Origin of the sequence: 'Fragaria x ananassa' phyllody phytoplasma (assembly GCF_018274325.1) — a bacterium.
In the GTDB taxonomy this organism is placed as follows: domain Bacteria; phylum Bacillota_I; class Bacilli_A; order Acholeplasmatales; family Acholeplasmataceae; genus Phytoplasma.
On sequence record NZ_JAGVRH010000003.1, the window covers coordinates 14,172 to 38,715 of the forward strand.

Genomic DNA, 24,544 nt, shown 5'->3' on the forward strand with positions numbered 1-24,544 from the left:
TTTTGAGGAGAGATTATGAAAAATCTTAAATTTACGAAACCTTTTTATATTGAAGAAATTGATGAAAGTCTTCTTTTTGGTAAATTTATCATTCAACCTTTAGCAATAGGTTATGGTATTACTATTGGAAATGCTTTAAGAAGAATTTTATTATCTTCTTTACCTGGAACCGCTATTGTTAATGTTAAGATTGAGGGAGTGGAACAAGAATTTACTACTATTCCTGGCGTTTATGAAGATGTCATGAGTATTATTTTAAATTTGAAAAAAATTGTTTTCAAAGTTGATGATGAATCTAATGATTTTGAAGAAAAATTAGAAATTTCTCTTTTAGGACCACAACGTGTTACAGCAGCAGCCTTTCAATTGCCTACAGGTGTTTATGTAGTTAACCCTGATCATCATATTGCCACTATTTCTTCTGATATTAATTTTTATATGACAGTTACTATTAAAAAAGGAATTGGTTATGTTAGTGCTAAAGAAAATAAAGTTCATAGTGAAAATCAAATAGGTGTTATTGCTATTGATTCTTTATTCACTCCAGTTGTTAATGTTGCTTATCAAGTAGAAAAAAAATTAGGTAATAAAGATGAATTAATTATGGAAATAACTACTAATGGAGCTCTTTTAGCTAAAGAAGCGTTAGCAACAGCAGCTAAAATTTTAGTAGACCATTTTAACCTAATAGTTGAATTAAGTCAAAAAACATCTAAAGTAGAATTTATTACTGAAAATAAACCTGAAGCACATAATTATGTGCTTGATTTGGAAATCGAACAATTAGATTTATCAGTTAGACTTTTTAATAGTTTGAAAAGAGCAGGTATTAATACGGTTGCTTCTTTAGTAAAATTAAGCGAAAAAGAAGTCATCAAACTGAAAAGTTTAGGTCGTAAATCATTTCAAGAATTAAAAGATAAGTTTTTAGAATATGGCTTAGAATTTAATGATTATTTAAAAGAAGCTTTTCATCACGGTTTTGATGAAGACAAAGATATAAATTAGAAAGGACGAATGTAGATTATTATGTCTTTTAGCAAATTAGGGCGCAATAAATCTCAAAGAAGATCTTTATTAAGAACTTTAATGACTGATTTAATCATCCAAGAACAAATTATTACAACTGAATCCAAAGCAAAAGAATTAAAAAAATTAGCTGATAAAATGGTTACCTTAGCCAAAAAAGGAACCCTTCACACAAGACGTCAAGCTGTAAGACATTTTTTTGATGAAAAAATTAACGAAGAAACTACTGTTTTACAAAAATTATTTCAAAAAATTGTTTCTCAATATGTCAATTGTCAAGGTGGATACACGAGAGTTATTAAAACAGTTTCTCGTCGTGGCGATGGAGCACCTATGGCAATTATTGCTTTTGTTTGATTTTTTATTTCTTAACAACCTTATCTTATCTATTTTTTAATAATTGACTTTCTTAAATACTAAGAAAGCTTTTTTATAGGTTTATTAACGAAATAAATGTTATTTAAAATCTTAAAATTTCTTAATAAGAAGGAGGCATTTTTGCAATATTTTTGCTATAAGTTAATTTTAAGTTATGATGGTACTTGTTATTGTGGCTATCAAAAACAACCTCAAGTTGCCACCATTCAACAAACATTAGAAAATGCTTTAAAATTAATGACTCATCAAAATATTGATACTTTTGCAGCTAGCAGAACTGATAAAGGGGTTCATGCTCGGGGGCAAATTGTTCATTTTAAAACTCCTTTTTTTATTGAACCCAAATGTTTTAAAAACACACTTAATCATCTTTTGCCGCAAGATATTCAAGTAAAAAAAATGCAAACTATATCTTCTACCTTTCATTCTCGTTATTTGGCAAAATCTAAAGTTTATCAATATTTTTTTTCTAAACAACCACTTAATGCTTTTAATTGTCGTTTTCAAGTTTTTATCCCAGATCTTGATTTTGATAAAATTAAATTAGCCCTTTATTTAATTCAAGGACAACATGATTTTACTTCTTTTACTAATGAAAAACAATCTAAAAATTTTTATAAAACGATTTTTTATACTTTTATGAAAGAAACTGCACAACAATATATTTTGTTTTTTCATGGTGATAGTTTTTTAAAGTATATGGTTCGTTTTTTATTAGGAAGTTTTATTGAAATTGGTAAAAATAGGATGTCTTTAGACCTTTTTCAAGTTATGTTATTGCGACAAACACATATTAAAGCAACTTTGTTAGCACCTGCTAAAGGTTTGTTTTTAAAAAAAATTTTTTATTAAAATAAAAAAAGGAGAGTGGATAATTGTTATGTTTATTTCTTTTGAAGGTGGCGAGGCTTCAGGAAAAACTACTTTAGCACGCATGTTGACTCAAAAATTAACCCAACAAGAATATCAGGTTGTTTTAACTAAAGAACCTGGAGGTTATTCTCCCTTTAGTTTTATCAGGGAAATACTTTTAAACCCTAAAATGCCAAAAGTTTCTTATGAAACAGAAGCTTTGTTGTATGCTGCTGACCGTATAGAACATTTATCTCATGTTATAATTCCTGCTTTTGAAAAAAAAAACATTGTTATTTGTGATCGTTATTTAGATTCTTCTTTTGTTTATCAAGGATATGCCAGAAAATTAAGTTATCGATATATTGCTCAAATTAATCGTTTTGCTTTAAAATATTTACCTCATCTTACCTTTTATCTTGATTTAGAACCTGTAATAGTTAAGAAAAGATTAGCTTGTTTTCGTGAATTAAATCTTCAAAATCGTCTTGATTTAGAAAGTTTGTTGTTTCATCAAAAAATTCGTCAAGGGTATTTAAAAAGGGCTTTAGAAGAACCTAAACGCATTATTACTGTTGATGCTTCCGATTCTTTAGAAAAAGTTTTTGCTGTTATTTATCAAAAAGTTAAACATTTATTATGCAATTACAAGTTTTGTTAAATCAATTTTTAAAAATTATTAAAAATAACAAACTTTCACATCTTTATTTAATTACTGGTTCCTCTTTAGAACAAAGAAAGAATTTTGTTTTAGAATTATCTTATCAAATTTTCCAGTCTCGCGCAGATCACCAATCTCATGTTTTTAATAAACAAACCTTACTAAAATTATCCTATCCTAATTTTTATTACTTAAACAAAGATAATCATTCTTTGAAAAAGGAACAAATTGTACAATTTCAAAAAATATTTAATCAAACTTCTTTATTTGGGAAACAAAGAATTTATGTTATTGAAGCAATTGATAAAATTTCTTCTTCAGCAGCTCATAGTTTATTGCATTTTTTAGAAAATACTCCTCCTAATATTACTGGTTTTTTATTGACTGATAATTTAGAAAAAGTTCTATCTACTATTGTTTCACGTTGTCAAATCATAAGTATTAATCATTTTGGTCAATCACATATAAAATTATCTGTTGTGAATCACCAAGAGGATCTTTTTGATGTATTACTACTTGCTTTATTAAATCAAAATTATTCAAAACCAAATGTATTAAGTACAAGCGATTATTATTGTGATTTTAAATATTTTTTGTTATTTTTTTTAAAAAAATGGCAACAACCTACTTCTTTAGTATTATCTTGTGCCTCCTTCTCTTTTCCTTCTTCTTTAAATCAAGATTTTAATTGTTTTTTGAATGATTTTTGGTTAGTTTTATTAAGATGGTTTTTGGATTTATTGTATAAAAAAATCCAACTATCAGTGTATTTCATCAAACAACCTGTTAAAAAAATCTTTCAAAACTTAACTTTACAAGATAATATTAAGATATTAACAATTATTCAAAAATATTATCAAAAAAATGTTTTAGTTAATCCTCAAAATCTTTTTTTTGCTTTTTTAATGGAAATAGATGAAAAAAGAAATATTTAGACTAACTTTTTCATATAAATAATTAAAAATTCAACATCACCGCTTCCGTATTTAACTTTTCAAACTTAATTTTAAATAAGGTAAAAACATGTTATTTCATCAAAAAAGTTTTTTTAATAATAAGACAACTTTATATTTAGTGGCAACTCCAATAGGAAATTTAGCAGATATTACTTTAAGAGCTTTAACAACCTTAAAAGAAGTTTTTTTAATTTTAGCAGAAGATACTAGAACAGCTAAAAAACTTTTGCAGTTTTATCAAATTCAAAAACCATTGCTTTCTTATTATGAGTATAATCAAAAAAAAAGGTTACCTCAAATTTTAGAATTGTTATCGCAAGGAAAATCTTTGGCTTTGGTTAGTGATGCAGGTACTCCGTTAATTAGTGATCCTGGTTTTTCTTTAGTTCAAATAGTGCAACAACGTGGTTTTAATGTTGTAGCTATTCCTGGAGTATCTGCTTTTTTAACTGCTTTTGTAACAGCTAATCTTTCTGCTCCTTTTATCTTTTTATCTTTTTTATCTCGATTTGCTAAAACTATAGAAAAAGAATTATTGAAATATCAATATGCTCCTGAAACTCTTATTATTTATGAATCCCCTCATAGAATTAAAAAAACTTTGCTGTTAATTTATCGACTTTATGGCAATAGAAAAGTTTCTTTAGCTCGTGAATTAACTAAAAAATTTGAAACCATTATTAATGGCGATCTTGATTCTCTTTTAAAAGAACCTTTAATAACTAAAGGTGAATATGTTCTTTTGGTTGAAGGTAATCGAAATCCTTGTCAACATTTGCTTTTATTAAGTGTTACCGAACATGTTTTGTTTTATTTAAAATTAGGTTTGAATCAAAAAGATGCTTTGCTGAAAGTTGCTCAAGATAGAAAGACTATAAAAAAAGAAATTTATTGTCAATATCATAATAATTAAATAGTTTGTAATGTTTATTTATGTTTATATCAAGGAGGTTTATAAACTTTATGAATTCTCAACTTAAATTTTATCTTACTACATCAATTGTTTATGCTTCAGGTATTCCTCATATTGGTAATGTATATGAAATTATTTTAGCTGATGCGATTGCTCGATTTCAGCGTTTAGATGGTTATGATGTTTTGTTTCAAACAGGAACTGATGAACATGGGCAAAAAATTGCAAAAAAAGCTTTGCAACAAGGAATTAAACCACAAGAATATGTTAATCATGTTTCTTCAGAGATTAAAAGAATTTATGATTTGATGCAAATTAGTTATGATCAATTTGTAAAAACCACTGATCAATCACATCAAAAAACAGTTCAAGCTATTTTTGAGAAATTATATCAAAAAGGTGATATTTATTTATGTAAATATCAAGGTTTATATTCCGTAGTAGAAGAATCTTATGTTTTGGAAAAAGAATTAATTGATGGAAAAACTTTAAATGGTGAAACTCCGATTTTGATTAGTGAAGAAACGTATTTTTTTAAACTTTCTAAATATCAAGATCGTCTGTTACAATATTTAATAAATAATCCTGATTTAATTAAACCTCAAAATCAAAGAAAAGAACTTTTAAATTTATTAAAAAAACCATTAAATGACTTATCTATTTCAAGAACTTCTTTTCAATGGGGTATTCCTGTTGCTTTTAACCCTAAACATGTTATTTATGTTTGGATTGATGCTTTAAGTAATTATTTAACAGGTTTAAAATACAATCCTCATTTATCTTCTAATCAACCATTATTGCAATATTGGCCTTGTGACCTTCATGTTATTGGGAAAGATATTTTAAGATTTCATTTAATTTATTGGCCTATTTTATTAATGGCCCTTGAGATGGAATTACCAAAACAATTTTTAGCTCATCCTTGGGTTTTATTTGATAAAAATAAAATGTCTAAATCTTTAGGAAATGTTTTATATGTAGATGATTTATTAAAAATTTTTCCAATTGATTCGATTCGTTATTTTGTTTTACATGAGATTCCTTATGCTCAAGATGGTAATATTACTTATGAATTGTTAGTAGAAAGACATAATAGTGATTTAGTTAATGTGGTTGGTAATTTAGTTCATAGAATTTTTGGAATGGTAAAAAGTTATCGCCAAAATCATTTGAATAAAATTTTAATTAATCCTAGTGAAAATGATGATTTTGATTTATCATTAAAAGTTTTATCAATTCTTTCTTTAGTGCGTCAAAAAATGGTAGAACGTAAGGTTGGCGATGCTTTAGCAGAAATTATGAAATTAGCTCGTTTTATTAATAAATATATTGATTTAGTTGAGCCTTGGAAATTATTTAGAATTACTGAAAAAACTTCTCTTTTAGATTATATTTTATATTCTTTGTTTGAAAGTTTAAGGTTTTTAGGTGTTTTATTAAAACCTTTTTTACCTCAAACAGCTGATAAAATTTTGTTTCAAATTAGGGCGCAAGCTGTTACTTTTGAAAGTTTAAATACTTTTGGTTTGCTTGATAGTCAAGAATTGATGCAAGATGAAATTTTATTTCAACGTTTAAATTTAGATACTGTTTTATCTTTCTTCAATGTTACTTAATTAAATTATATTTTATTGTTTTTTTTTTTTTTTGGTTTAATTGTTATTAAGATTTTTGCTTTTTCCGAAGCACAACTATAATTTTATTTTGTTGATTAATAATTACCAATTAAATATCTCAATTATTGATTAATTTATTGTTTTTTTCAGTTATAATAAATTGTAGTATATAAAAAAAGGAGTTTATAAAATGCCAATAAATCACGTTATTAATTATCAAGGAGAAAATTTCAATGAATTGCTTCATCAAAAAGAATTAGTTCTTGTTGACTTTTTTGCTACTTGGTGCCCTCCATGTCAAAAGTTAGCTCCTATTTTAGAAGAAGTAGCGGTTTTACAAAAAGAAGTTCTTTTTTTGAAAGTAGACATTGATGATTATAGGAAATTAACGTTAGAACATCAAATTTCTAGTTTCCCTACTTTAATTTTATACAAAAATAAAAAAGAATTAGTAAGACAAGTGGGCTCTTTAGACAAAGAATCGTTATTAGTTTTTTTAAACACACATCAATAATGGTCTTTGCTTCGAATCCCGCTATTAGTCAAATTAATGGTATTTTTTTGGTTTATAAAGATACCAATTTAACTTCGCATGATGTAGTTTGTTGTATTAAAAAAAAATTTCAAGTTAATAAAGTAGGACATACAGGAACTTTAGATCCTTTGGCTTCTGGTCTTTTAATTGTTTGCGTTGGTAAAGCCACTAAATTAACTTTTTTGTTTGATCAACTTTGTAAAACTTATCAAGGAACCTTTCTTTTTAATCAACAATATGATACTTTAGATGTTACAGGTAAGTTGATTGATAAAAAAAATGTTGTTATTAATGAAAATTTACTTAAAGAATCTTTTAAAGCTTTTCATCAACAAACATATTATCAAATTCCTCCGATGTTTTCAGCTATTAAAGTTAATGGTCAAAAAATGTATCATTTAGCACGGCAAAATAAAATTATTGCACTTCCTTTCAAAAAAGTGACTATTCATCATTTAGAAGTTACATCATCTCTTTATCATAATCAAATATCTTTTTTAACATGTGTTTCTAAAGGAACTTATATTCGTAGTTTAGCCCAAGATATAGCTTTAAAAATGGATACTTATGGAGCTCTTTCATCTTTACAACGGGTTGCTATTGGATCTTATTTATTAAAAAATGCTAAGACTTTGGAACAGTTAACAGTAAATGATTGTATTCCAGATACTTTTTTATTTAAAAATTGTGATCAAATAGTTTTAAATGATTATTTGATTAAATTAGTTAAAAATGGTGTTTATTTAGATCAAAGACAACATATTACAAAAAAACCTTTTATAGTAAAAGATAGTAACAACAATTTTATTGCTTATTATGATGTTTTGGAAAAAAATAAATATTATCCGCGTTATTTTTTTTAATTTTTGATTACTTGTTACAATAAATTTTTAAATTAGTTTAAGTGTTTGTTTTGTGCAAACAAAAGAAGGTTTTAGGTATTTTTTATGGAGAGATTACAAAAAGTTTTAGCTGCAGCAGGTGTTGCTTCAAGAAGAAAAGCGGAAGCTTTAATTTTGCAAAAAAAAGTCAAAGTTAATAATCAAATAGTGGACCAATTAGGTATTAAAGTATCTTCTTCTGATGTTATTACTTTAGATAATACCCCTATTGTTAAAACTGCTTTTTATTATTATTTACTTAATAAACCAATGGGTTATCTTTCCACAGCCAAAGATAATAAAAAAAGATTAACTGTTTTAGATTTGTTAACAGAAGCTAAAAACCAAAGATTATATCCTGTAGGGCGTTTAGATTTTAATACTACAGGTTTACTTTTAATTACTAATGATGGTAATTTGACTCAAAAGTTAACTCATCCTTGTTTTGCTGTTCCTAAAGAATATCATGTTAAAATTAATGTTTTTTTATCTAAAAAAGATCTTTTGGTTTTTAAAAAAGGAATTATGATTGATAATAATTATTTAGCTATTGCTCAAGAGGTATGTCTTTTGAAAAACTGTCATTTTTCGAAATCATCAACTTGGTTAAAAATAGTTATTACTGAAGGGAAAAATCGACAAATTCGTAAAATGATAGCATCTTTAGGGTATCAAGTTTTAAAGTTAAAACGTTATCGTTATGCTTTTTTAACTATTGACGGGTTAACAATGGGCGCTTATCGCTCTTTAAAGATTCATGAAATTAAGAAATTAAAGGTTTTGACTAATTGATTTTTTAAACAATTTTTGAAAAGGTTGATTATATAAGGAGTAAGTGTTTGATATGCAAAGTTTTAAATTAGCAATTGATGGTCCTGCAGGAGCTGGTAAAAGCACTATTAGTCAAAAATTATCTTATAAATTAGGTTGGGATCATATTGATACAGGGGCTATGTTTCGTGCCTTGACTTTGTATTTGTTAGAAAATAAAATTTCATTGAAAAATGAAAAATTATTACAACAAGCTTTGTTAAAAATGGATATTTCTTATTATGATAATAAAATTTTTTTAAATCAACAAGATGTTTCTTTAAAAATTAAAACTTTAGATGTTGAAAAAAAAGTATCTTCCATAGCATCTATTCTTGCGGTTAGAAATAAATTATTAGTGTTGCAAAAAGAAATTTGTACTAAAACTCCTTATTTAATTATGGATGGCAGAGACATAGGAACCGTTATTATTCCTGATGCGAATTTAAAAATTTTTTTGACTGCCAACATTACTAAAAGAGCTTTAAGGAAACAAGAAGAATTCCTGAAAAAAGGTAAAATTATGGAAATACAAGATATTATTGAACAATTAAAAGAGCGTGATCATCAAGATTACCATCGTCATTTATCTCCTTTAATAAGAGCTAATGATGCTGTTTTATTAGATACTACTGAATTATCAGTTGATGAAGTAGTTTTAAAAATAACTTCTTTGATTAAAAAAAGAATCTCTCAAAAAGTTTCTTATGTCTTTTAAAATAGCTATTTTAGGGCGTCCTAATGTTGGTAAATCTAGTCTTTTTAATCGTTTTGTTGGTAAAAGACAAGCTATTACTCATCATAAACCAGGTATTACTCGTGATCGTATTTATGCTCAAGCAACATGGTTGACACAAACATTTGATGTTATTGATACCGGTGGGATTGAAATTAAAGATATTCCTTTTTTAGAGCAAATTAAACAACAAACTCAATTAGCTTTAGATGAAGCCAATGTTATTCTTTTTGTAGTTGATGGTCAAACTGGTTTAACCCAAAGTGATCATTTTTTAGCTAAAATTTTGTATAAAAGTCAAAAACCTGTGTTTGTAGTTGTTAATAAAATTGACAATCAAGCTTTATTATCTAATATTTATGAATTTTATGCTTTGGGTTTTGATGCTCCTTTTCCTGTTAGTGTTCATCATGGAATTGGTATTGGCGACCTTTTAGATCATATTGTTGGGTATTGTTACAAAACTCCCCCTTTAATTCCTTTAAGTGAACAAACTTCTATATCAACTAAACTAAAAAGTACATCTGATAATATTATTAAGTTTTGTGTTATTGGGAGACCTAATGTTGGTAAATCAACTCTTACTAATGCTATTTTAACTTCTCAAAGAATGGTAGTTTCTGATTTGGAAGGAACCACTACTGATTCTGTTGATACTTTTTTTGAAAATGAAGGGCAAAAATATCAAATTATTGATACTGCAGGGATTAAAAAAAGAGGTAAAATATATGAGCAAGAAGATAAATATAGTGTTTTAAGAGCTTTAAGTTCTTTAGCTAATTCAGATATTGCTTGCTTAATTATCGATGCTCAGGTAGGTATTTTAGAACAAGATAAAAATATTGCTGGTTTTATTTTAAAAAATCATAAAGCATGTTTAATTATTGTTAATAAGTGGGATTTAATTTCCAAAGATACTAATACGATGAAACAATTTGAACAACAGGTTAGACAAAAATTCCAGTTTTTATCATATGCTCCTATTGTTTTTTTATCGGCTTTAAAAGTTAATCGAGTGCAGCAAATATTTATGAATTTAAAATTAGTGTTTCAGAATTATCAAAGTGTTTTTAGTACTAATCAATTAAATAATATTTTGCAAGAAGCTGTTTTGATTACTCCTCCAACTTTTTTTAATCAAGGTAAAGCTAAGTTTCAATATATTGTACAAACCAAAAGTAAGGCTCCTGAGTTTTTATGTTTTGTGAATAATCCTAAATATATTCATTTTTCTTATGAAAGGTTTTTGAAGAATCAATTTCGTCAAAGTCTTAATTTAATAGGAACTCCTATTAAACTGTTTTTTCATAAAAAAAAATAATTTAATTTTTACTCCTTTTTTCATTTTGGTTATTAATATTCCTTTATCTTTTATTATTTTGGTTATTAGCTTGTTTATATTTTTTGTTTGCTAATTGTCTATATTTTTATTTTCAAGAAAGGTTTTTGGGAATTATGAAAATTACTATTATTGGAAGTGGTGCTTGGGGTGCTACTTTAGCTCAAGTACTAACTGATAATTGTCATCAAGTTTTAGTTTATGATCTTAATTGTGATTATATTAATAAAATAAACCAAGGGAAACATCCTCTTTTTGATGTTCCTTTGAAAAATATTAAAGCTGTTGCTAATCTTTCAGAAGCATTATTATATTCTGATTTATTGATTCTTGCTGTTCCTATTAAAGTAATGCGACAAGTATTGCAAAAAGTAGCTTTATTAATTAAAACTCCTAAAGCTTTTATTAATGTGTCAAAAGGAATCGAACCACTTACTTTTTTACGTGTTTCGCAAATTGTGACTCAAGTTATTCCTGCTTCTTTGCTTAAAAATTATGCTTCTTTAATGGGTCCTTCGCATGCTGAAGAAGTTATTTTAAGAAAATTAACTCTTTTGACAGCATCTTCGAATAATCTCTCTTTTGCCGCCGATATTCAAAAAATTTTTTCCAATCCGCAATATTTAAAAATTTATATTTCTGTGGATTTGGTGGGCAATGAAATTTGTAGTTCTTTTAAAAACGTGTTAGGATTGATTAATGGTATTTTGGTTGCTAAAAAGTTTGGTATCAATTCTCAAGCAGCTTTGATGAGTCGTGGTATTTTAGAAATGTCCCGTTTAGTTTCTTTTTATCACGGTAATCCTCAAACAGTTTTGGGGTTACCTGGTTTAGGTGATTTAATTGTCACTGCTTTTAGTTCGTATTCGAGAAATTTTACTGCTGGTATTAAAATTGGTTCAGGTAAAACTTATCAACAGATTATGGCTAATTCTTCTCAAATTATTGAAGGTTTTCAAAGTTTACAAGCTTTTTATCAGTTGCAATTACAAAATCATTTAAATTTATCCCTTATTCAATCAGCATATGCTTTGATTTTTGAAAATAAAGCTTTTGAATTGGTTGTTAATGAATTGATGCAAAGACCTTTTAAAAATGATTGTTAAAAAATTTTAAAATTGATTATTATTTGAAAAAATTATTTGTTTTTTTTTGTAAAATATTTTTTTGATGTTATAATAAGTACGTAATTTAAAAGAAAGGAAGCAAAAAATGAGTAAGTTAGAATTTTTAAAAAAATTAGCTGAAAAAAATGGCATTAGTCAAAAAGATGCTGACAAATTACTTACTAGTTTTGTTGACGTAATTGCAGAAAGTATGAAATCTTTTGAAGAAGAAGAAAAAGTTACTTTAACTGGTTTTGGTACTTTTGAAGTGAAATCAAGAAGTGCGCGTCAAGGTAAAAATCCTAGAACTGGTAAACCTATTGACATTCCAGCTAAAAAAGTTCCTGTTTTTAAATTTAGCAAAATTTTTAAAGATATTTTTATTTCCTAAAAAAATTATCGTTAGTTTTTGTGAGTAATTTTTTAATCAAAAAAACAAACTTTTTTTAGTTTGTTTTTTTTATTATATTTTTTCATTCTTGATCTTTTTTTTGGTCAAGAAATTTGTTCTAAAAGAAAGTAGGTATTACTGATAGTGAAAAACTTTCCTAAAACTAATTTAATAGGACAAACAGCAAGAGTTGAAAATGAAAAAGAAATAGCAGTTATTACTCGTATTGATTTTCAAAGAGGCTTTATTTATTTATTATTTAAAAGAATGCGTGAAGAAAAATATCCTTTTCCTCAAGCTTTAGAAGACAATTTGATTAAACCTATTATTGTTAAACATCAAAGAAAATATTAAATTTTTGCTAAATTAAATTTTAATACCGATTATTTTTAAAAATAATTTTTTAAATATCAAAGGTCGTGATATGAAAATTAAACCACAAATTAAACAAAAAATTAAAAAGATAATATTTATTTGTAATTATTTTAAAAACACTAATATTGTTTTCTTTTTTTTAATGTTAGCTATTTTTGTTATGATTTTTTCTTTTATCGTTGATTATCAAAATGCTTGTGAAAACAATAAATCATATTGGTATAATAAATACCAATGTCCTACATATAAGGAAGGCGGAGTTTTAGATTATAGCCGCGGTTGGTATCCTAATCATAATACCTTGATTAAAATGATTTTTTATTTCACTTATCAAAGTAATTTATTTGTTTTATTGGTTTATATTTTATTTTTCACTAAATTTCGTTATCAAAAGTGGTATCATTATTTAGTTTTTGCTTGTTTGATTAGTATTTTAATGACAGGGTTGATTTTTCATATTGTTATTAATCAATTTCAACATTTAACTACATTTAAACTTAAACTTTCTTATTTTCTTTCACATTTACAACATACTTTAATACCTTTAATTTTTGTTTATTTTTATTTTAAAGTTAATATCTTTGCTATTTCTTATTACAAAATATGGATTGCTTGGGTTCATCCCTTCCTTTACATGTTATTTTTTAGTTTATTTGGTTATTGTGCTATTAAACCATATTTAAATAAATTTAAAAAAGATCAACCGATTGTTACTTCTCAACAAGATGCTAAAATCGATCCTTTTAAACATTTTCCTTATTGGTTTTTTTCCCCTTTTTACCCTGATCAAAAATTTGAAAATCAAAAAAAAGATGAAGCAGGTAAACTCAAAAAAAATGATGTTTCGCAACGAAAAAAACAATATCGTTTTTGTTATGGTGGATATGAACGTGTTTTGGTTATTTTTATTGTGCTTTTTGTACCAATTTTTATAATGACATTTATCCTTTTGTATATGAAAAGAAGAATGTCGGGCACTAAATATCATTTTAAATTACAAAAATCATCATAATTTTATTCATTTAGAAGTAAAATTTGATATAATAAGTTTATATTGATTTAATAGTTAGGAGAATATAATCGAAGATGCGTGATTTAGTAAAATTGATTTGTACAGATTGCAAAAGAGAAAATTATTATACTGATAAAAATAAAAAAAGAACCTCTGTACGTTTAGAATTGAAAAAATATTGTTTTTTTACAAGAACACATACTTTACATCGAGAAAAAAAATAATTTTTTTGATTTTTATTGATTTGTGAAAAAAGTTTCATTGATGTTTTTCTTTTGGATATTGCAGCTATAAAATATTTATATTTGTAATAACAGCAAATGTAAAAAAAAGGATTCATGGTTTTATGTTTTTACAAAATCGAAATAATTTTATTAAGAAAATGAAACCTAATACCTTAGCTTTATTTTATTCTGGTAAAAAAATTATTAAAAGTGCTGATCAATATTTTCCTTTTGCAGTTAATCATAACTTTTATTATTTAACAGGAATTAATCAGGATAATGTCATTTTATTAATTGTTAAAACTTTACATAGTCATAAAACTTATTTATTTTTAGAAGCCAGTAATTCTTATAAAATGTTATGGGATGGTGATGTTTTAAGTTTTGCTGATGCTTCACAAATATCGCAAATTAATATATTTCATCTTCATCAAATAGAATCTTTTTCTTCCTTTTTGTTGCAAACAATTAATCCTTTGAGAAGTGCCGTTGTTACTTCTTTGGATAGTATTTATTTTGATTTATCAAGACAAAATATTTCTTTGGAGCAAGAAGTTAGTTGGCCTTCACAATACTCACAAAAATTATTATCTTTATATCCTTTTTTAAAAATTTATAATAGTTCTCCTTTGTTATCATCTTTGCGCCAAAGTAAAAGCAATTACGAGCAAGAACAAATTAAGAAGGCTATTCATATTCACCAACAAGCTTTAAGTTATTTATTAACTAAAATTAAACTACCTATGTATGAATATCAAGTAACTGCTTTATTTCATTATTTTTTGGAAAATAAACGCACTAATAATGCTTTTCAAACTATTGCCGCTTCTGGTAAGAATGCCTTAATTTTGCATTATGAACGTAATCATTCACAATTACAATCTAATGATCTCTTATTGTTGGATTCAGGAGTTACTTATAATCATTATTCATCTGATATTACTCGTTGTTATCCTGTTAGTGGAGTTTTTACTTCTTTGCAAAAAAAACTTTATAATTTGGTTTTAAAAGCCAATAAAGAATTGATTGCTTTTGTAAAACCAGAACATACTTTTGCTCAATTAAATCAACATGGTAAAGCTATTTTAACTCAAGGTTTAAAAGAGTTATCTCTTTTAGAAGATGGTCAAAGCATTAATCACTATTGTTATCACGGTTTAGCTCATCATTTAGGTTTAGATATTCATGATGTGTGTAATTATTCTGATATTATCGGGGAAAATAGTATTATTACTATTGAACCAGGATTATATTTGAAAAAATTAAATATTGGCATTAGGATTGAAGATAATCTTTTGGTGACCAAAGACGGGGCTATTAATTTATCTCAAAAAATTCCTAAAGAAATTAACGAAATTGAAGTTCTTATGAAAACTATTTGCAATAATTAGTTTTTTATTTTTTTGGCCCTGTAGCCAAGTGGTAAGGCATGGCTCTGCAAAAGCTTGATCAACGGTTCAAATCCGTTCGGGGCCTCCACTTTCTTTTTTATTTTTATCTTTTTTGGATTTTATTTTTTTACTTTCTTTAATGTTTCTTTGATTTTCATTTTAAAATATTTTAAAAACTTGTATATTTAAGGAGTAGTACTCAAGTGGCTATAAGAGGCGTCCCTGCTAAGGACGTAGTCCGAGAAATCGGTTCAAGGGTTCGAATCCCTTCTGCTCCGCCATTTTTTTTAAAGTTTGTTGTGTTGGTTTAAAAAATAAATATTTAAATAAAATTATCTTTTTATTTGGATTTTATTTAAATATTTATTTTTGAATTATATTTTTTTAGTTATTAACCTTTTTTGTTTTCACCTACATTTAACTGAATAGTTGAAATTTCAAACTGCAAACTTTATATTTAATTTTAAAAATAGTTATTTTTTTTCAATAACTATACAAAGGTAATCTTAAAATGAAAACAATAAAACGGGTTGCAAAAGTTACCTCACGCTTATCTGATTTCGGAAAGTGGTATACAGATATTTGCCTAAAAACTGAATTAATAGCATATTCAGACGTTAAAGGGTTTATAATTTATCTTCCTTATGGTTATTCTTTATGGGAAAATATTCAAAAATATATGAATAATGAGTTACAAAAAACAGGGCATCAAAATGTTTATTTCCCTTTAGTTTTTTCGGAAAACCTTTTTCAAAAAGAAAAAGAACATATTGAGGGTTTTTCTCCTGAAATAGCGGTTATTACTACTATTGGTCACAAAGAATTATCTGAAAAAATAGTTATTAGACCAACATCAGAAGTTTTATTTTCTCAATATTATGCTAAAACTGTTAATTCTTATCGTGATTTGCCAAAGTTATATAATCAATGGTGTAATGTTTTAAGATGGGAAAAAAGCACTAAACCCTTTTTGCGTGGTAAAGAATTTTTATGGCAGGAAGGACATACTATTCATGCTACCAAACAAGAAGCTATCCAACAGACCTTAAATATTATTCAACTGTATCAAAAATTAGGTAAAGAACTTTTAGCTATTCCTTTTATTTGTGGTCGAAAAACCGAAAATGAAAAATTTGCTGGGGCTTTAATTACTTATTCTATTGAAGCTTTAATGTATGATGGCCAAGCTTTACAATCAGGTACTTCACATTATTTAGGAACTAATTTTGCTAAACCCTTTCAAATTAAATTTCAAGATCAAGATCATCAAAATAAATACGTGCATCAAACTTCTTGGGGTATTTCAACTCGTTTAATAGGTGCTTTAATTATGGTTCACAGTGATGATGAAGGTTTAGTGTTGCCTCCTTATATTGCTCCGATACAAATTATTATCATTCCTTTGCATCCTCAAGAAGAATTGGTACAACAAACTGCCCATCAAATATTTAACTTATTAAAACAAGATTATCGCGTTCATTTGGATTTGCAAAATAAAACTCCTGGTTGGAAATTCAGTCAGTATGAACTTAAAGGAGTTCCTTTGAGAATTGAAATTGGTAAACATGATTTAATGAAAGAAGAAATCACTTTTTTTCAAAGATATAATTTTAATAAACGTAATATTAAAATTTCAACTTTGAAAGAAGAAATACCTCAATTACTACAAACAATTCATGATAATATGTATCAAAAAGCCTTGCAACATTTAGAAGCTAACCGTCATCAAGCATTTACTTATGAAGAATTTAAAACACATCTTCAAAAAGGGGGTTATGTTGCGATGAGTATTGCAGGAACTGAAGCTGAAATACGTATTAAAACAGAAACTGGGGCTATTGCAAGAGTTATTTTAGAAACCCCCTTAATTACTGCTAATTGTCCGGTAACACATCAAAAAGCCTTGCAAACTATTTTATTTGCTAGAGCTTATTAAAAATCTAATTATTATGTTTTTAGGTTTTTTATGAATTCATGACAATTATATTTACTTTTTGTAAATAATATTTTGGATATTGACATTTAACAATAAAAAAGTTATAATTATGAAAGTGTGTTTGAATAGAAGAGAGGTTTTTTTATGAAACGAACATATCAACCTAGTAAAATCAAAAGAAAAAGAACTCATGGTTTTCGAGCAAGAATGGCAACTGTTGGCGGTTGTAAAGTGCTTGCGCGTAGGAGAGCCAAAGGTCGTGTTCAATTAACTGTTTAAATGTTAAGGAATGGAACAAATCAAACATTATAAGACATACTGTTTTTTGGTACCTTTTGATTTATCTTTTTTTAAGAAAAAAGACTGTAAATATTTTTTTTTGTTTAGTTTGAATTATAAACATAGAAGTTGAAGAGTTTTAAGGTTATTTAAGAAGATGAAAAGAAAATATATTCTTAAAAAAAAAAGTGAAGTTACATCTGTTTTTAAATCTAAAAAAAGACATGGTAATTTTTGTTTTATTATTCATTATGTTTTGCAAAAAACTACTTCTCATTTTAAATTTGCTTTGAGTGTTGGTAAAAAATATGGTAAAGCTTATCAAAGAAATTTAATTAAAAGGCGTTTCCGATCAATTATCGCTAATTATTCTCTTAATTTGAATCCAGAAATGTTTTTTGTAATCGTTATTCAACCTCAAGCTAAGGGTTTAAATTTTCAGCAATTAAAAAATTTATTTGCACAATTTGCTTTAAAAATTAACTTGTTGCTTTTTAATAATTAAAATAAAGGATTAAAAAATATGGATGTTAAAAATAGTATTCTTAAAAAAAATTCTTTTTTTTTAATAATTACTTTATTGGTTATAGGTATTTGGCTTTTTTTGCCAAAAAAAGCTTTAAATATTAAAGTTTTACAAAAAGTTACCATTGGTAATGATCACTTTGTTATTTATGTTGTTGATCGCAAATATAAAGAAGTTAAAATAGATGAAAAAGCAGTTTATGATCAATGGGTTGAAAGAAAACGAAATGAAAAATATTTTTTCAGATTGCTTTCTAAACCGCAACCAGTTATTGAAGATGAAATAGATGATGAAAAATTAAATTTATTGTTTAAACAAGATAAATTACAAAATTTAGATGAAGATAAATTAAAAGCAAAAAAAATTGAAATTATGTATGCTTTTTGGACTATTCCTGCTGGTACTAATTGTGAATACATTACTGATAAAGAATTTTTGAATGAAATTAATAATTGTTTAACATTGAATGATGATGGCAAGAATCCGATTACAAAAATTACATTATCAAAGGAATCTCAAAAAAACTTTAATAATATTTCCAATGATTCTCTTTCTAGCGTAAAACTTCAATTATCCAATTCGTCATCAAAAACAACAACAATAAACACTTGCATTACCAATTCTTCTCTGCCAATTCAATGGCCTTCTAGATTGGATTGGAGTCTTTTTGGTTATTTGTGGAATGTTTTAATCATTTCTATTAGTTTTCTATTATATTTTTTCTCAACTTTTTTAACCAATATTGGTGATGGTGGCTTGTTTTTTGGAAACCTGGGACTTGGTATTGTATTAACCACTATTGTTATTCGTACCCTAACTTGGCCTATTTATACTAAAACTAGTACTTTTAGCATGAATATGAATTTATTACAACCTGAAATTGAAAAAGTGAAACAAAAATATACTTTAAAAAAAGATCCTGCTTCTGCTCAAAAAATGCAGTTAGAGATTTTAAAAGTTTATCGTAAGAATAATTTTAGTTTTTGGGGTTTTTTAGTCTCCTTTTTACAACTACCTTTATTTATTGCTATTAATCAAACTTTACGTCGTTTTTTAATTCAGGGAGGAATTTTTAAAACTACCGCTTTAATTGACAAACGTTTTTTAGGATTTATTAGTTTAGATCCTAATAAATCTAATAATATTTTTATTGTTATTTTGTTATCTTTTTTAGTGGGGACGACAATGTTTATTTTAAATAAGATAAGTTTTAAAAAACCTGAGTATTTAAAAACTTCTACACATCATTTAACTTTAGAACAAAAAATAAAAACTAAACAGTCAGAAAAAACAATGAAAATTACAAGTTGGATTATGATTTTAATGATGGTTTTTTTCTCTCGTTCTAATACAGTTTTATCTTTATATTGGATTGTTGGAAACACTTATACCATTTTTCAAACTTTAATTACTCAAAAAAAAATTGGAAAAAAATATTGGGAATTGAAAAACAAAACTATTTAATTTTTTGCATCACTATCTTAAAAATAGGCAAATATTGTATTTGATAATATTTTTTACCAAAGATGAATAGTCTTCTATTTTCACTAAATATTTATTTTTAAATTAAATTTTAAAAAAATTGCTTTTTTCTTTTGTCTGTGTTATAATAAATTAGGTAAATAAATTTTACATTTTTAATTTTGGAGGGATAGCGAAGTGGTTAAACGCAGCAGTCTGTAAAACTGTTCCGTAAGGTACGATGGTTCGAATCCATCTCCCTTCACCATTAAAATTCTTTTTTAATCTTTGAAAACTGAAGATGATACTTATAAATTTTTAATTTCATTTCTTAAATTTCTTAAATTAACTAGTTTAATTTAAAAGTAATAGTAATAATATACGAAGAGTTTGATCCTGGCTCAGGATTAACGCTGGCGGCGTGCCTAATACATGCAAGTCGAACGGGAATTTAAGCAATTAAATTTTAGTGGCGAACGGGTGAGTAACACGTAAGTAATCTGCCCTTAAGACGAGGATAACAGTTGGAAACAACTGCTAAGACTGGATAGGAGATAAGAAGGCATCTTCTTATTTTTAAAAGACCTAGTAATAGGTATGCTTAAGGAAGGGCTTGCGTCACATTAGTTAGTTGGTAGGGTAAAGGCCTACCAAGACGATGATGTGTAGCCGGGCTGAGAGGCTGAACGGCCACATTGGAACTGAGACACGGTCCAAACTCCTACGGGAGGCAGCAGTAGGGAATTTTCGGCAATGGAGGAAACTCTGACCGAGCAACGCCGCGTGAACGATGAAGTATTTCGGTACGTAAAGTTCTTTTATTAAGGAAGAAAAGATGGTGGAAAAACCATTATGACGGTACTTAATGAATAAGCCCCGGCTAACTATGTGCCAGCAGCCGCGGTAATACATAGGGGGCAAGCGTTATCCGGAATTATTGGGCGTAAAGGGTGCGTAGGCGGTTTAATAAGTTTATGGTCTAAGTGCAATGCTTAACATTGTGATGCTATAAAAACTGTTTGACTAGAGTTGGATAGAGGCAAGTGGAATTCCATGTGTAGTGGTAAAATGCGTAAATATATGGAGGAACACCATGAGCGAAGGCGGCTTGCTGGGTCTTAACTGACGCTGAGGCACGAAAGCGTGGGGAGCAAACAGGATTAGATACCCTGGTAGTCCACGCTGTAAACGATGAGTACTAGATGTTGGGTTAAACCAGTGTCGAAGTTAACACATTAAGTACTCCGCCTGAGTAGTACGTACGCAAGTATGAAACTTAAAGGAATTGACGGGACTCCGCACAAGCGGTGGATCATGTTGTTTAATTCGAAGATACCCGAAAAACCTCACCAGGTCTTGACATGCTTCTGCAAAGCTGTAGAAATACAGTGGAGGTTATCAGTTGTACAGGTGGTGCATGGTTGTCGTCAGCTCGTGTCGTGAGATGTTGGGTTAAGTCCCGCAACGAGCGCAACCCTTGTTGTTAATTGCCATCATTAAGTTGGGGACTTTAGCAAGACTGCCAGTGATAAATTGGAGGAAGGTGGGGATGACGTCAAATCATCATGCCCCTTATGACCTGGGCTACAAACGTGATACAATGGCTGTTACAAAGGGTAGCTGAAGCGCAAGTTTTTGGCAAATCTCAAAAAAACAGTCTCAGTTCGGATTGAAGTCTGCAACTCGACTTCATGAAGTTGGAATCGCTAGTAATCGCGAATCAGCATGTCGCGGTGAATACGTTCTCGGGGTTTGTACACACCGCCCGTCAAACCACGAAAGTTGGCAATACCCAAAGCCGGTGGCCTAACTTGAGCAATCAAGAGGGAGCCGTCTAAGGTAGGGTCGATGATTGGGGTTAAGTCGTAACAAGGTATCCCTACCGGAAGGTGGGGATGGATCACCTCCTTTCTAAGGAAAAAATTATCATCTTCAGTTTTGAGAAACTTAAAAAAAGTTTTTCATTTTTTAAGATTAGGGCCTATAGCTCAGTTGGTTAGAGCACACGCCTGATAAGCGTGAGGTCGGTGGTTCAAGTCCATTTAGGCCCACCAAAATAGGTCATATCTTAAAAAAGCTCTTTGAAAAGTAGATAAACTAAGGTTAAAAAAATCAAAGGAATTAAGGGCGCACAGTGGATGCCTTGGCACTAAGAGCCGATGAAGGACGCAATTAACGGCGAAACTCCACGGGAAGCTGTAAATAAGTGGAGATCCGTGGGTATCCGAATGGGATAACCTGTTACATTGAAGATGTAACATCCTCGCAAGAGGAAGGAAACGCAGTGAACTGAAATATCTAAGTAACTGCAGGAAAAGAAAGTAATAACGATTCTGGTAGTAGTGACGAGCGAACCCGGAATAGCCTGATACCATTTCTAGTTACAAAGTTTTAATGAAGTAGAAGCTTTTGGAAAGAAGCACCATAGTGGGTGACAGTCCCGTAAACGCAAGTTAAAATCTAGGGTATCAATAAGTACGGCGAGACACGAGAAATCTTGTCGGAAGGTGGGAGGACCATCTCCTAAGGCTAAATACTACTTAGTGACCGATAGTGAACTAGTACCGTGAGGGAAAGGTGAAAAGAACCCCGAAAGGGGAGTGAAATAGATCCTGAAACTGTGTGCTTACAATTAGTCAAAGCACGTTAAAGTGTGATGGCTTGCCTTTTGCAGAATGAACCGGCGAGTTATGATGTGGAGCAAGGTTAAGTTTGAAGGAACGGAGCCGTAGCGAAAGCGAGTCTTAAAAGGGCGTTTTAGTTGCATGTCATAGACCCGAAACTGAAGTGAGCTAGCTATGAGCAGGTTGAAATTTAGGTAAAACTAAATGGAGGACCGAACCAGGACACGTTGAAAAGTGTTTGGATGACTTGTGGCTAGGGGTGAAATTCCAATCGAACTCAGAGATAGCTGGTTCTCCCCGAAATAGCTTTAGGGCTAGCGTTGATTTGGTTATTTGATGAAGGTAGAGCACTGAATGAGTAAGGGCTCCACCTCGGGGTACCGAATTCAATCAAACTCCGAATGTTATCAAATAAAATCAGCAGTCAGACTGTGGGTGATAAGGTCCATGGTCAAAAGGGAAAGAGCCCAGACCGTCAGCTAAGGTCCCCAAATTGATGTTAAGTGGCAAAGGAAGTGAAGACGTTAAAACAACTAGGAGGTTGGCTTAGAAGCAGCCATCCTTTAAAGAGTGCGTAATAGCTCACTAGTCGAATGACTCTGCGCCGAAAATGTACCGGGGCTAAAACATCATACCGAAGCTACGGATTAGAATAACTATTTATAGTTATTTCAATGGTAGGGGAAGCGTTCTGACATCAGTGAAGCCATAGCGGAAGCAGTGGTGGAGAGGTCAGAAGTGAGAATGCCGGTGTAAGTAACGAAAAGATAGGTGAGAATCCTATCCGTCAAAAACCCAAGGTTTCCAGGGCCAGGTTCGTCCTCCCTGGGTTAGTCGGGTCCTAAGGTGAGGGAGAAGTCCGTAGCCGATGGCAAGCAGGCTGAGATTCCTGTACTAGTTAATCAACTGATGGAGGGACAAAGAAGGCTAAACACGCCCCTGATTGGATTGGGGTAGAAAAACTAAGTCTGAGCAGATAGGCAAATCCGTTTGTTCATTTAAAGATGAGGTTTAAAAGTAAAGTGATTGATGTCATGCTTTCAAGAAAAGCTTCTAGGGTTAATTGGTTAACTACCCGTACCGTAAACCGACACAGGTGGGAAGGTAGAGTATACTAAGACGCGCGAGCAAACTCTTGTTAAGGAACTCGGCAAAATGACTCCGTAACTTCGGGATAAGGAGAGCTTTTATTAAAATTAAAAGCCGCAGAGAATAGGCCCAAGCGACTGTTTATCAAAAACATAGGTCTTTGCTAAACCGCAAGGTGATGTATAAGGGCTGATGCCTGCCCGGTGCTGGAAGATTAAAAGGAGATGTCAGGTAACGAAGCATTGAATTGAAGTCCCAGTAAACGGCGGCCGTAACTATAACGGTCCTAAGGTAGCGAAATTCCTTGTCGGGTAAGTTCCGACCCGCACGAAAGGCATAACGATTTGGGCGCTGTCTCAACAAGAGCCTCGGTGAAATCAAATTACCGGTGAAAATGCCGGTTACCCGCGACAGGACGAAAAGACCCCATGGAGCTTTACTGCAACTTAATATTGAAATTGGAAATAGGATGTACAGGATAGGTGGGAGACTATGATCAAAAAACGCTAGTTTTTTGGGAGTCATCCTTGGGATACCACCCTTGTTATTTTTAGTTTCTAACCTGCACAAGTAGATTGTGAGGGACAGTGTTTGGTGGGCAGTTTGACTGGGGCGGTCGCCTCCTAAAGAGTAACGGAGGCGTTCGAAGGTTCCCTCAAAATGGTTGGAAATCATTTGTAGAGCATAAAGGCATAAGGGAGCTTGACTGCGAGACTGACAAGTCGAGCAGGGACGAAAGTCGGACTTAGTGATCTTACGGTACCGAATGGAAGGGCCGTGACTCAACGGATAAAAGCTACCCTGGGGATAACAGGCTTATCGCTTCCAAGCGTTCACAGCGACGAAGCGGTTTGGCACCTCGATGTCGGCTCATCGCATCCTGGAGCTGGAGAAGGTTCCAAGGGTTGGTCTGTTCGCCCATTAAAGCGGAACGCGAGCTGGGTTCAGAACGTCGTGAGACAGTTCGGTCTCTATCCGTCGTGGGCGTTGGAAATTTGAAAGGAACTGTCCCTAGTATGAGAAGACCGGGATGGATATACCGCTGGTGTTTCAGTTGGTTCGCCAGAGCCACAGCTGAGTAGCTATGTATAGAAGGGATAAATACTGAAAGCATCTAAGTGTGAAGCCTCCCTTAAGATGAGATTTCCCTATGAGATCCCTGAAAGACGATCAGGTTGATAGGCTAGAGGTGTAAGAAGAGTGATCTTTTCAGCTGACTAGTACTAATAGATCCATTGACTTTGATTTTTTTTAACCCGTTTATCTAGTTTTGAAAGATCCTTGGTGCATAAAACTAAGGGGCTACACCTGTTCCCATCCCGAACACAGCAGTTAAGTCCTTAGTACTGACAATAGTTTTAACGAGCGAAGATAGGGAGTGCCAAGGTTTGTTTTAATTATTTTCCGTCATTAAATTCAAACTC

At 29.8% G+C, this 24,544-nt stretch carries 22 protein-coding genes, 4 tRNA genes and 3 rRNA genes; all 29 read left to right on the plus strand.

Annotation, left to right across the window (positions count from 1 at the left end; all coding sequences use genetic code 11):
* Nucleotides 1–15: 15 nt before the first annotated feature.
* The 29 genes from J8J04_RS01260 to rrf all read left to right on the plus strand — a co-directional run bounded on the left by J8J04_RS01260 (nt 16) and on the right by rrf (nt 24,507).
* A complete protein-coding gene (locus tag J8J04_RS01260; RefSeq protein ID WP_212331178.1) occupies nt 16–1,008 on the plus strand; it encodes a DNA-directed RNA polymerase subunit alpha in 993 nt (330 codons plus the stop codon).
* A 21-nt stretch (nt 1,009–1,029) separates the two neighbouring features.
* On the plus strand, nt 1,030–1,386 hold the full coding sequence (gene rplQ, locus J8J04_RS01265) for a 50S ribosomal protein L17 (RefSeq protein ID WP_212331181.1): 357 nt from the start codon (nt 1,030–1,032) through the stop codon (nt 1,384–1,386).
* Nucleotides 1,387–1,527: 141 nt separating this feature from the next.
* Nucleotides 1,528–2,259: a tRNA pseudouridine(38-40) synthase TruA gene (truA, locus tag J8J04_RS01270; protein WP_212331183.1), complete on the plus strand. Its 732-nt coding sequence runs from the start codon at nt 1,528–1,530 to the stop codon at nt 2,257–2,259.
* Between the two features lie 28 nt (nt 2,260–2,287).
* A complete protein-coding gene (tmk, locus tag J8J04_RS01275) occupies nt 2,288–2,920 on the plus strand; it encodes a dTMP kinase (RefSeq protein WP_212331185.1) in 633 nt (210 codons plus the stop codon).
* Nucleotides 2,899–3,855, plus strand: a complete 957-nt coding sequence (locus tag J8J04_RS01280; RefSeq protein WP_212331187.1) for a DNA polymerase III subunit delta' — start codon at nt 2,899–2,901, stop codon at nt 3,853–3,855. Before tmk ends, J8J04_RS01280 begins: the two co-directional genes overlap by 22 nt.
* A gap of 88 nt (nt 3,856–3,943) precedes the next feature.
* On the plus strand, nt 3,944–4,789 hold the full coding sequence (gene rsmI / locus J8J04_RS01285) for a 16S rRNA (cytidine(1402)-2'-O)-methyltransferase (RefSeq protein WP_212331189.1): 846 nt from the start codon (nt 3,944–3,946) through the stop codon (nt 4,787–4,789).
* 50 nt (nt 4,790–4,839) lie between these two features.
* Entirely contained in the window at nt 4,840–6,405 is a 1,566-nt protein-coding gene (gene metG, locus J8J04_RS01290; protein WP_212331192.1) for a methionine--tRNA ligase, read from the plus strand.
* A gap of 190 nt (nt 6,406–6,595) precedes the next feature.
* Nucleotides 6,596–6,919 carry a thioredoxin gene (gene trxA / locus J8J04_RS01295; RefSeq protein ID WP_212331195.1) on the plus strand — a complete coding sequence of 108 codons (324 nt, stop codon included), beginning with the start codon at nt 6,596–6,598 and terminating at the stop codon, nt 6,917–6,919.
* Between the two features lie 32 nt (nt 6,920–6,951).
* A complete protein-coding gene (gene truB / locus J8J04_RS01300; RefSeq protein WP_212331384.1) occupies nt 6,952–7,803 on the plus strand; it encodes a tRNA pseudouridine(55) synthase TruB in 852 nt (283 codons plus the stop codon).
* An 84-nt stretch (nt 7,804–7,887) separates the two neighbouring features.
* A complete protein-coding gene (locus J8J04_RS01305; protein ID WP_212331197.1) occupies nt 7,888–8,613 on the plus strand; it encodes a pseudouridine synthase in 726 nt (241 codons plus the stop codon).
* 52 nt (nt 8,614–8,665) lie between these two features.
* A complete protein-coding gene (cmk, locus tag J8J04_RS01310) occupies nt 8,666–9,349 on the plus strand; it encodes a (d)CMP kinase (protein WP_212331200.1) in 684 nt (227 codons plus the stop codon).
* Nucleotides 9,339–10,688 carry a ribosome biogenesis GTPase Der gene (gene der, locus J8J04_RS01315; RefSeq protein WP_212331213.1) on the plus strand — a complete coding sequence of 450 codons (1,350 nt, stop codon included), beginning with the start codon at nt 9,339–9,341 and terminating at the stop codon, nt 10,686–10,688. Before cmk ends, der begins: the two co-directional genes overlap by 11 nt.
* 134 nt (nt 10,689–10,822) lie before the next feature.
* Nucleotides 10,823–11,812: an NAD(P)H-dependent glycerol-3-phosphate dehydrogenase gene (locus J8J04_RS01320; protein WP_212331215.1), complete on the plus strand. Its 990-nt coding sequence runs from the start codon at nt 10,823–10,825 to the stop codon at nt 11,810–11,812.
* A 106-nt stretch (nt 11,813–11,918) separates the two neighbouring features.
* Complete coding sequence (locus J8J04_RS01325) at nt 11,919–12,203, plus strand: HU family DNA-binding protein (protein ID WP_212331218.1); 285 nt, start codon at nt 11,919–11,921, stop codon at nt 12,201–12,203.
* Between the two features lie 144 nt (nt 12,204–12,347).
* Complete coding sequence (locus J8J04_RS01330) at nt 12,348–12,557, plus strand: hypothetical protein (RefSeq protein WP_308705523.1); 210 nt, start codon at nt 12,348–12,350, stop codon at nt 12,555–12,557.
* A 70-nt stretch (nt 12,558–12,627) separates the two neighbouring features.
* Complete coding sequence (locus tag J8J04_RS01335; RefSeq protein ID WP_212331221.1) at nt 12,628–13,590, plus strand: hypothetical protein; 963 nt, start codon at nt 12,628–12,630, stop codon at nt 13,588–13,590.
* A gap of 74 nt (nt 13,591–13,664) precedes the next feature.
* Nucleotides 13,665–13,814 carry a 50S ribosomal protein L33 gene (rpmG, locus tag J8J04_RS01340; RefSeq protein WP_212331225.1) on the plus strand — a complete coding sequence of 50 codons (150 nt, stop codon included), beginning with the start codon at nt 13,665–13,667 and terminating at the stop codon, nt 13,812–13,814.
* A 122-nt stretch (nt 13,815–13,936) separates the two neighbouring features.
* On the plus strand, nt 13,937–15,205 hold the full coding sequence (locus J8J04_RS01345) for an aminopeptidase P family protein (RefSeq protein ID WP_212331227.1): 1,269 nt from the start codon (nt 13,937–13,939) through the stop codon (nt 15,203–15,205).
* A 14-nt stretch (nt 15,206–15,219) separates the two neighbouring features.
* Nucleotides 15,220–15,293 (plus strand) — tRNA-Cys (locus tag J8J04_RS01350).
* A gap of 101 nt (nt 15,294–15,394) precedes the next feature.
* Nucleotides 15,395–15,486 (plus strand) — tRNA-Ser (locus J8J04_RS01355).
* Between the two features lie 230 nt (nt 15,487–15,716).
* Nucleotides 15,717–17,141 (plus strand): proline--tRNA ligase, encoded by a 1,425-nt coding sequence (proS, locus tag J8J04_RS01360; RefSeq protein ID WP_212331230.1) that lies wholly within the window; start codon nt 15,717–15,719, stop codon nt 17,139–17,141.
* Nucleotides 17,142–17,285: 144 nt separating this feature from the next.
* Nucleotides 17,286–17,420, plus strand: coding sequence for a 50S ribosomal protein L34 (gene rpmH / locus J8J04_RS01365; protein WP_212331233.1), 135 nt, complete (start codon nt 17,286–17,288; stop codon nt 17,418–17,420).
* A 157-nt stretch (nt 17,421–17,577) separates the two neighbouring features.
* Nucleotides 17,578–17,925, plus strand: a complete 348-nt coding sequence (gene rnpA / locus J8J04_RS01370) for a ribonuclease P protein component (RefSeq protein WP_212331235.1) — start codon at nt 17,578–17,580, stop codon at nt 17,923–17,925.
* Between the two features lie 18 nt (nt 17,926–17,943).
* Nucleotides 17,944–19,410: a YidC/Oxa1 family membrane protein insertase gene (locus J8J04_RS01375; protein WP_212331237.1), complete on the plus strand. Its 1,467-nt coding sequence runs from the start codon at nt 17,944–17,946 to the stop codon at nt 19,408–19,410.
* Between the two features lie 181 nt (nt 19,411–19,591).
* Nucleotides 19,592–19,675: transfer RNA gene (locus tag J8J04_RS01380), tRNA-Tyr, on the plus strand.
* Nucleotides 19,676–19,785: 110 nt separating this feature from the next.
* Nucleotides 19,786–21,318, plus strand: a 16S ribosomal RNA gene (locus J8J04_RS01385).
* A gap of 66 nt (nt 21,319–21,384) precedes the next feature.
* Nucleotides 21,385–21,461, plus strand: a tRNA-Ile gene (locus J8J04_RS01390).
* 57 nt (nt 21,462–21,518) lie between these two features.
* A 23S ribosomal RNA gene (locus J8J04_RS01395) occupies nt 21,519–24,368 on the plus strand.
* Nucleotides 24,369–24,400: 32 nt separating this feature from the next.
* Nucleotides 24,401–24,507 (plus strand): 5S ribosomal RNA (gene rrf, locus J8J04_RS01400).
* The 16S, 23S and 5S rRNA genes sit together here with 2 tRNA genes alongside, the layout of an rRNA operon.
* Nucleotides 24,508–24,544 lie beyond the last annotated feature (37 nt).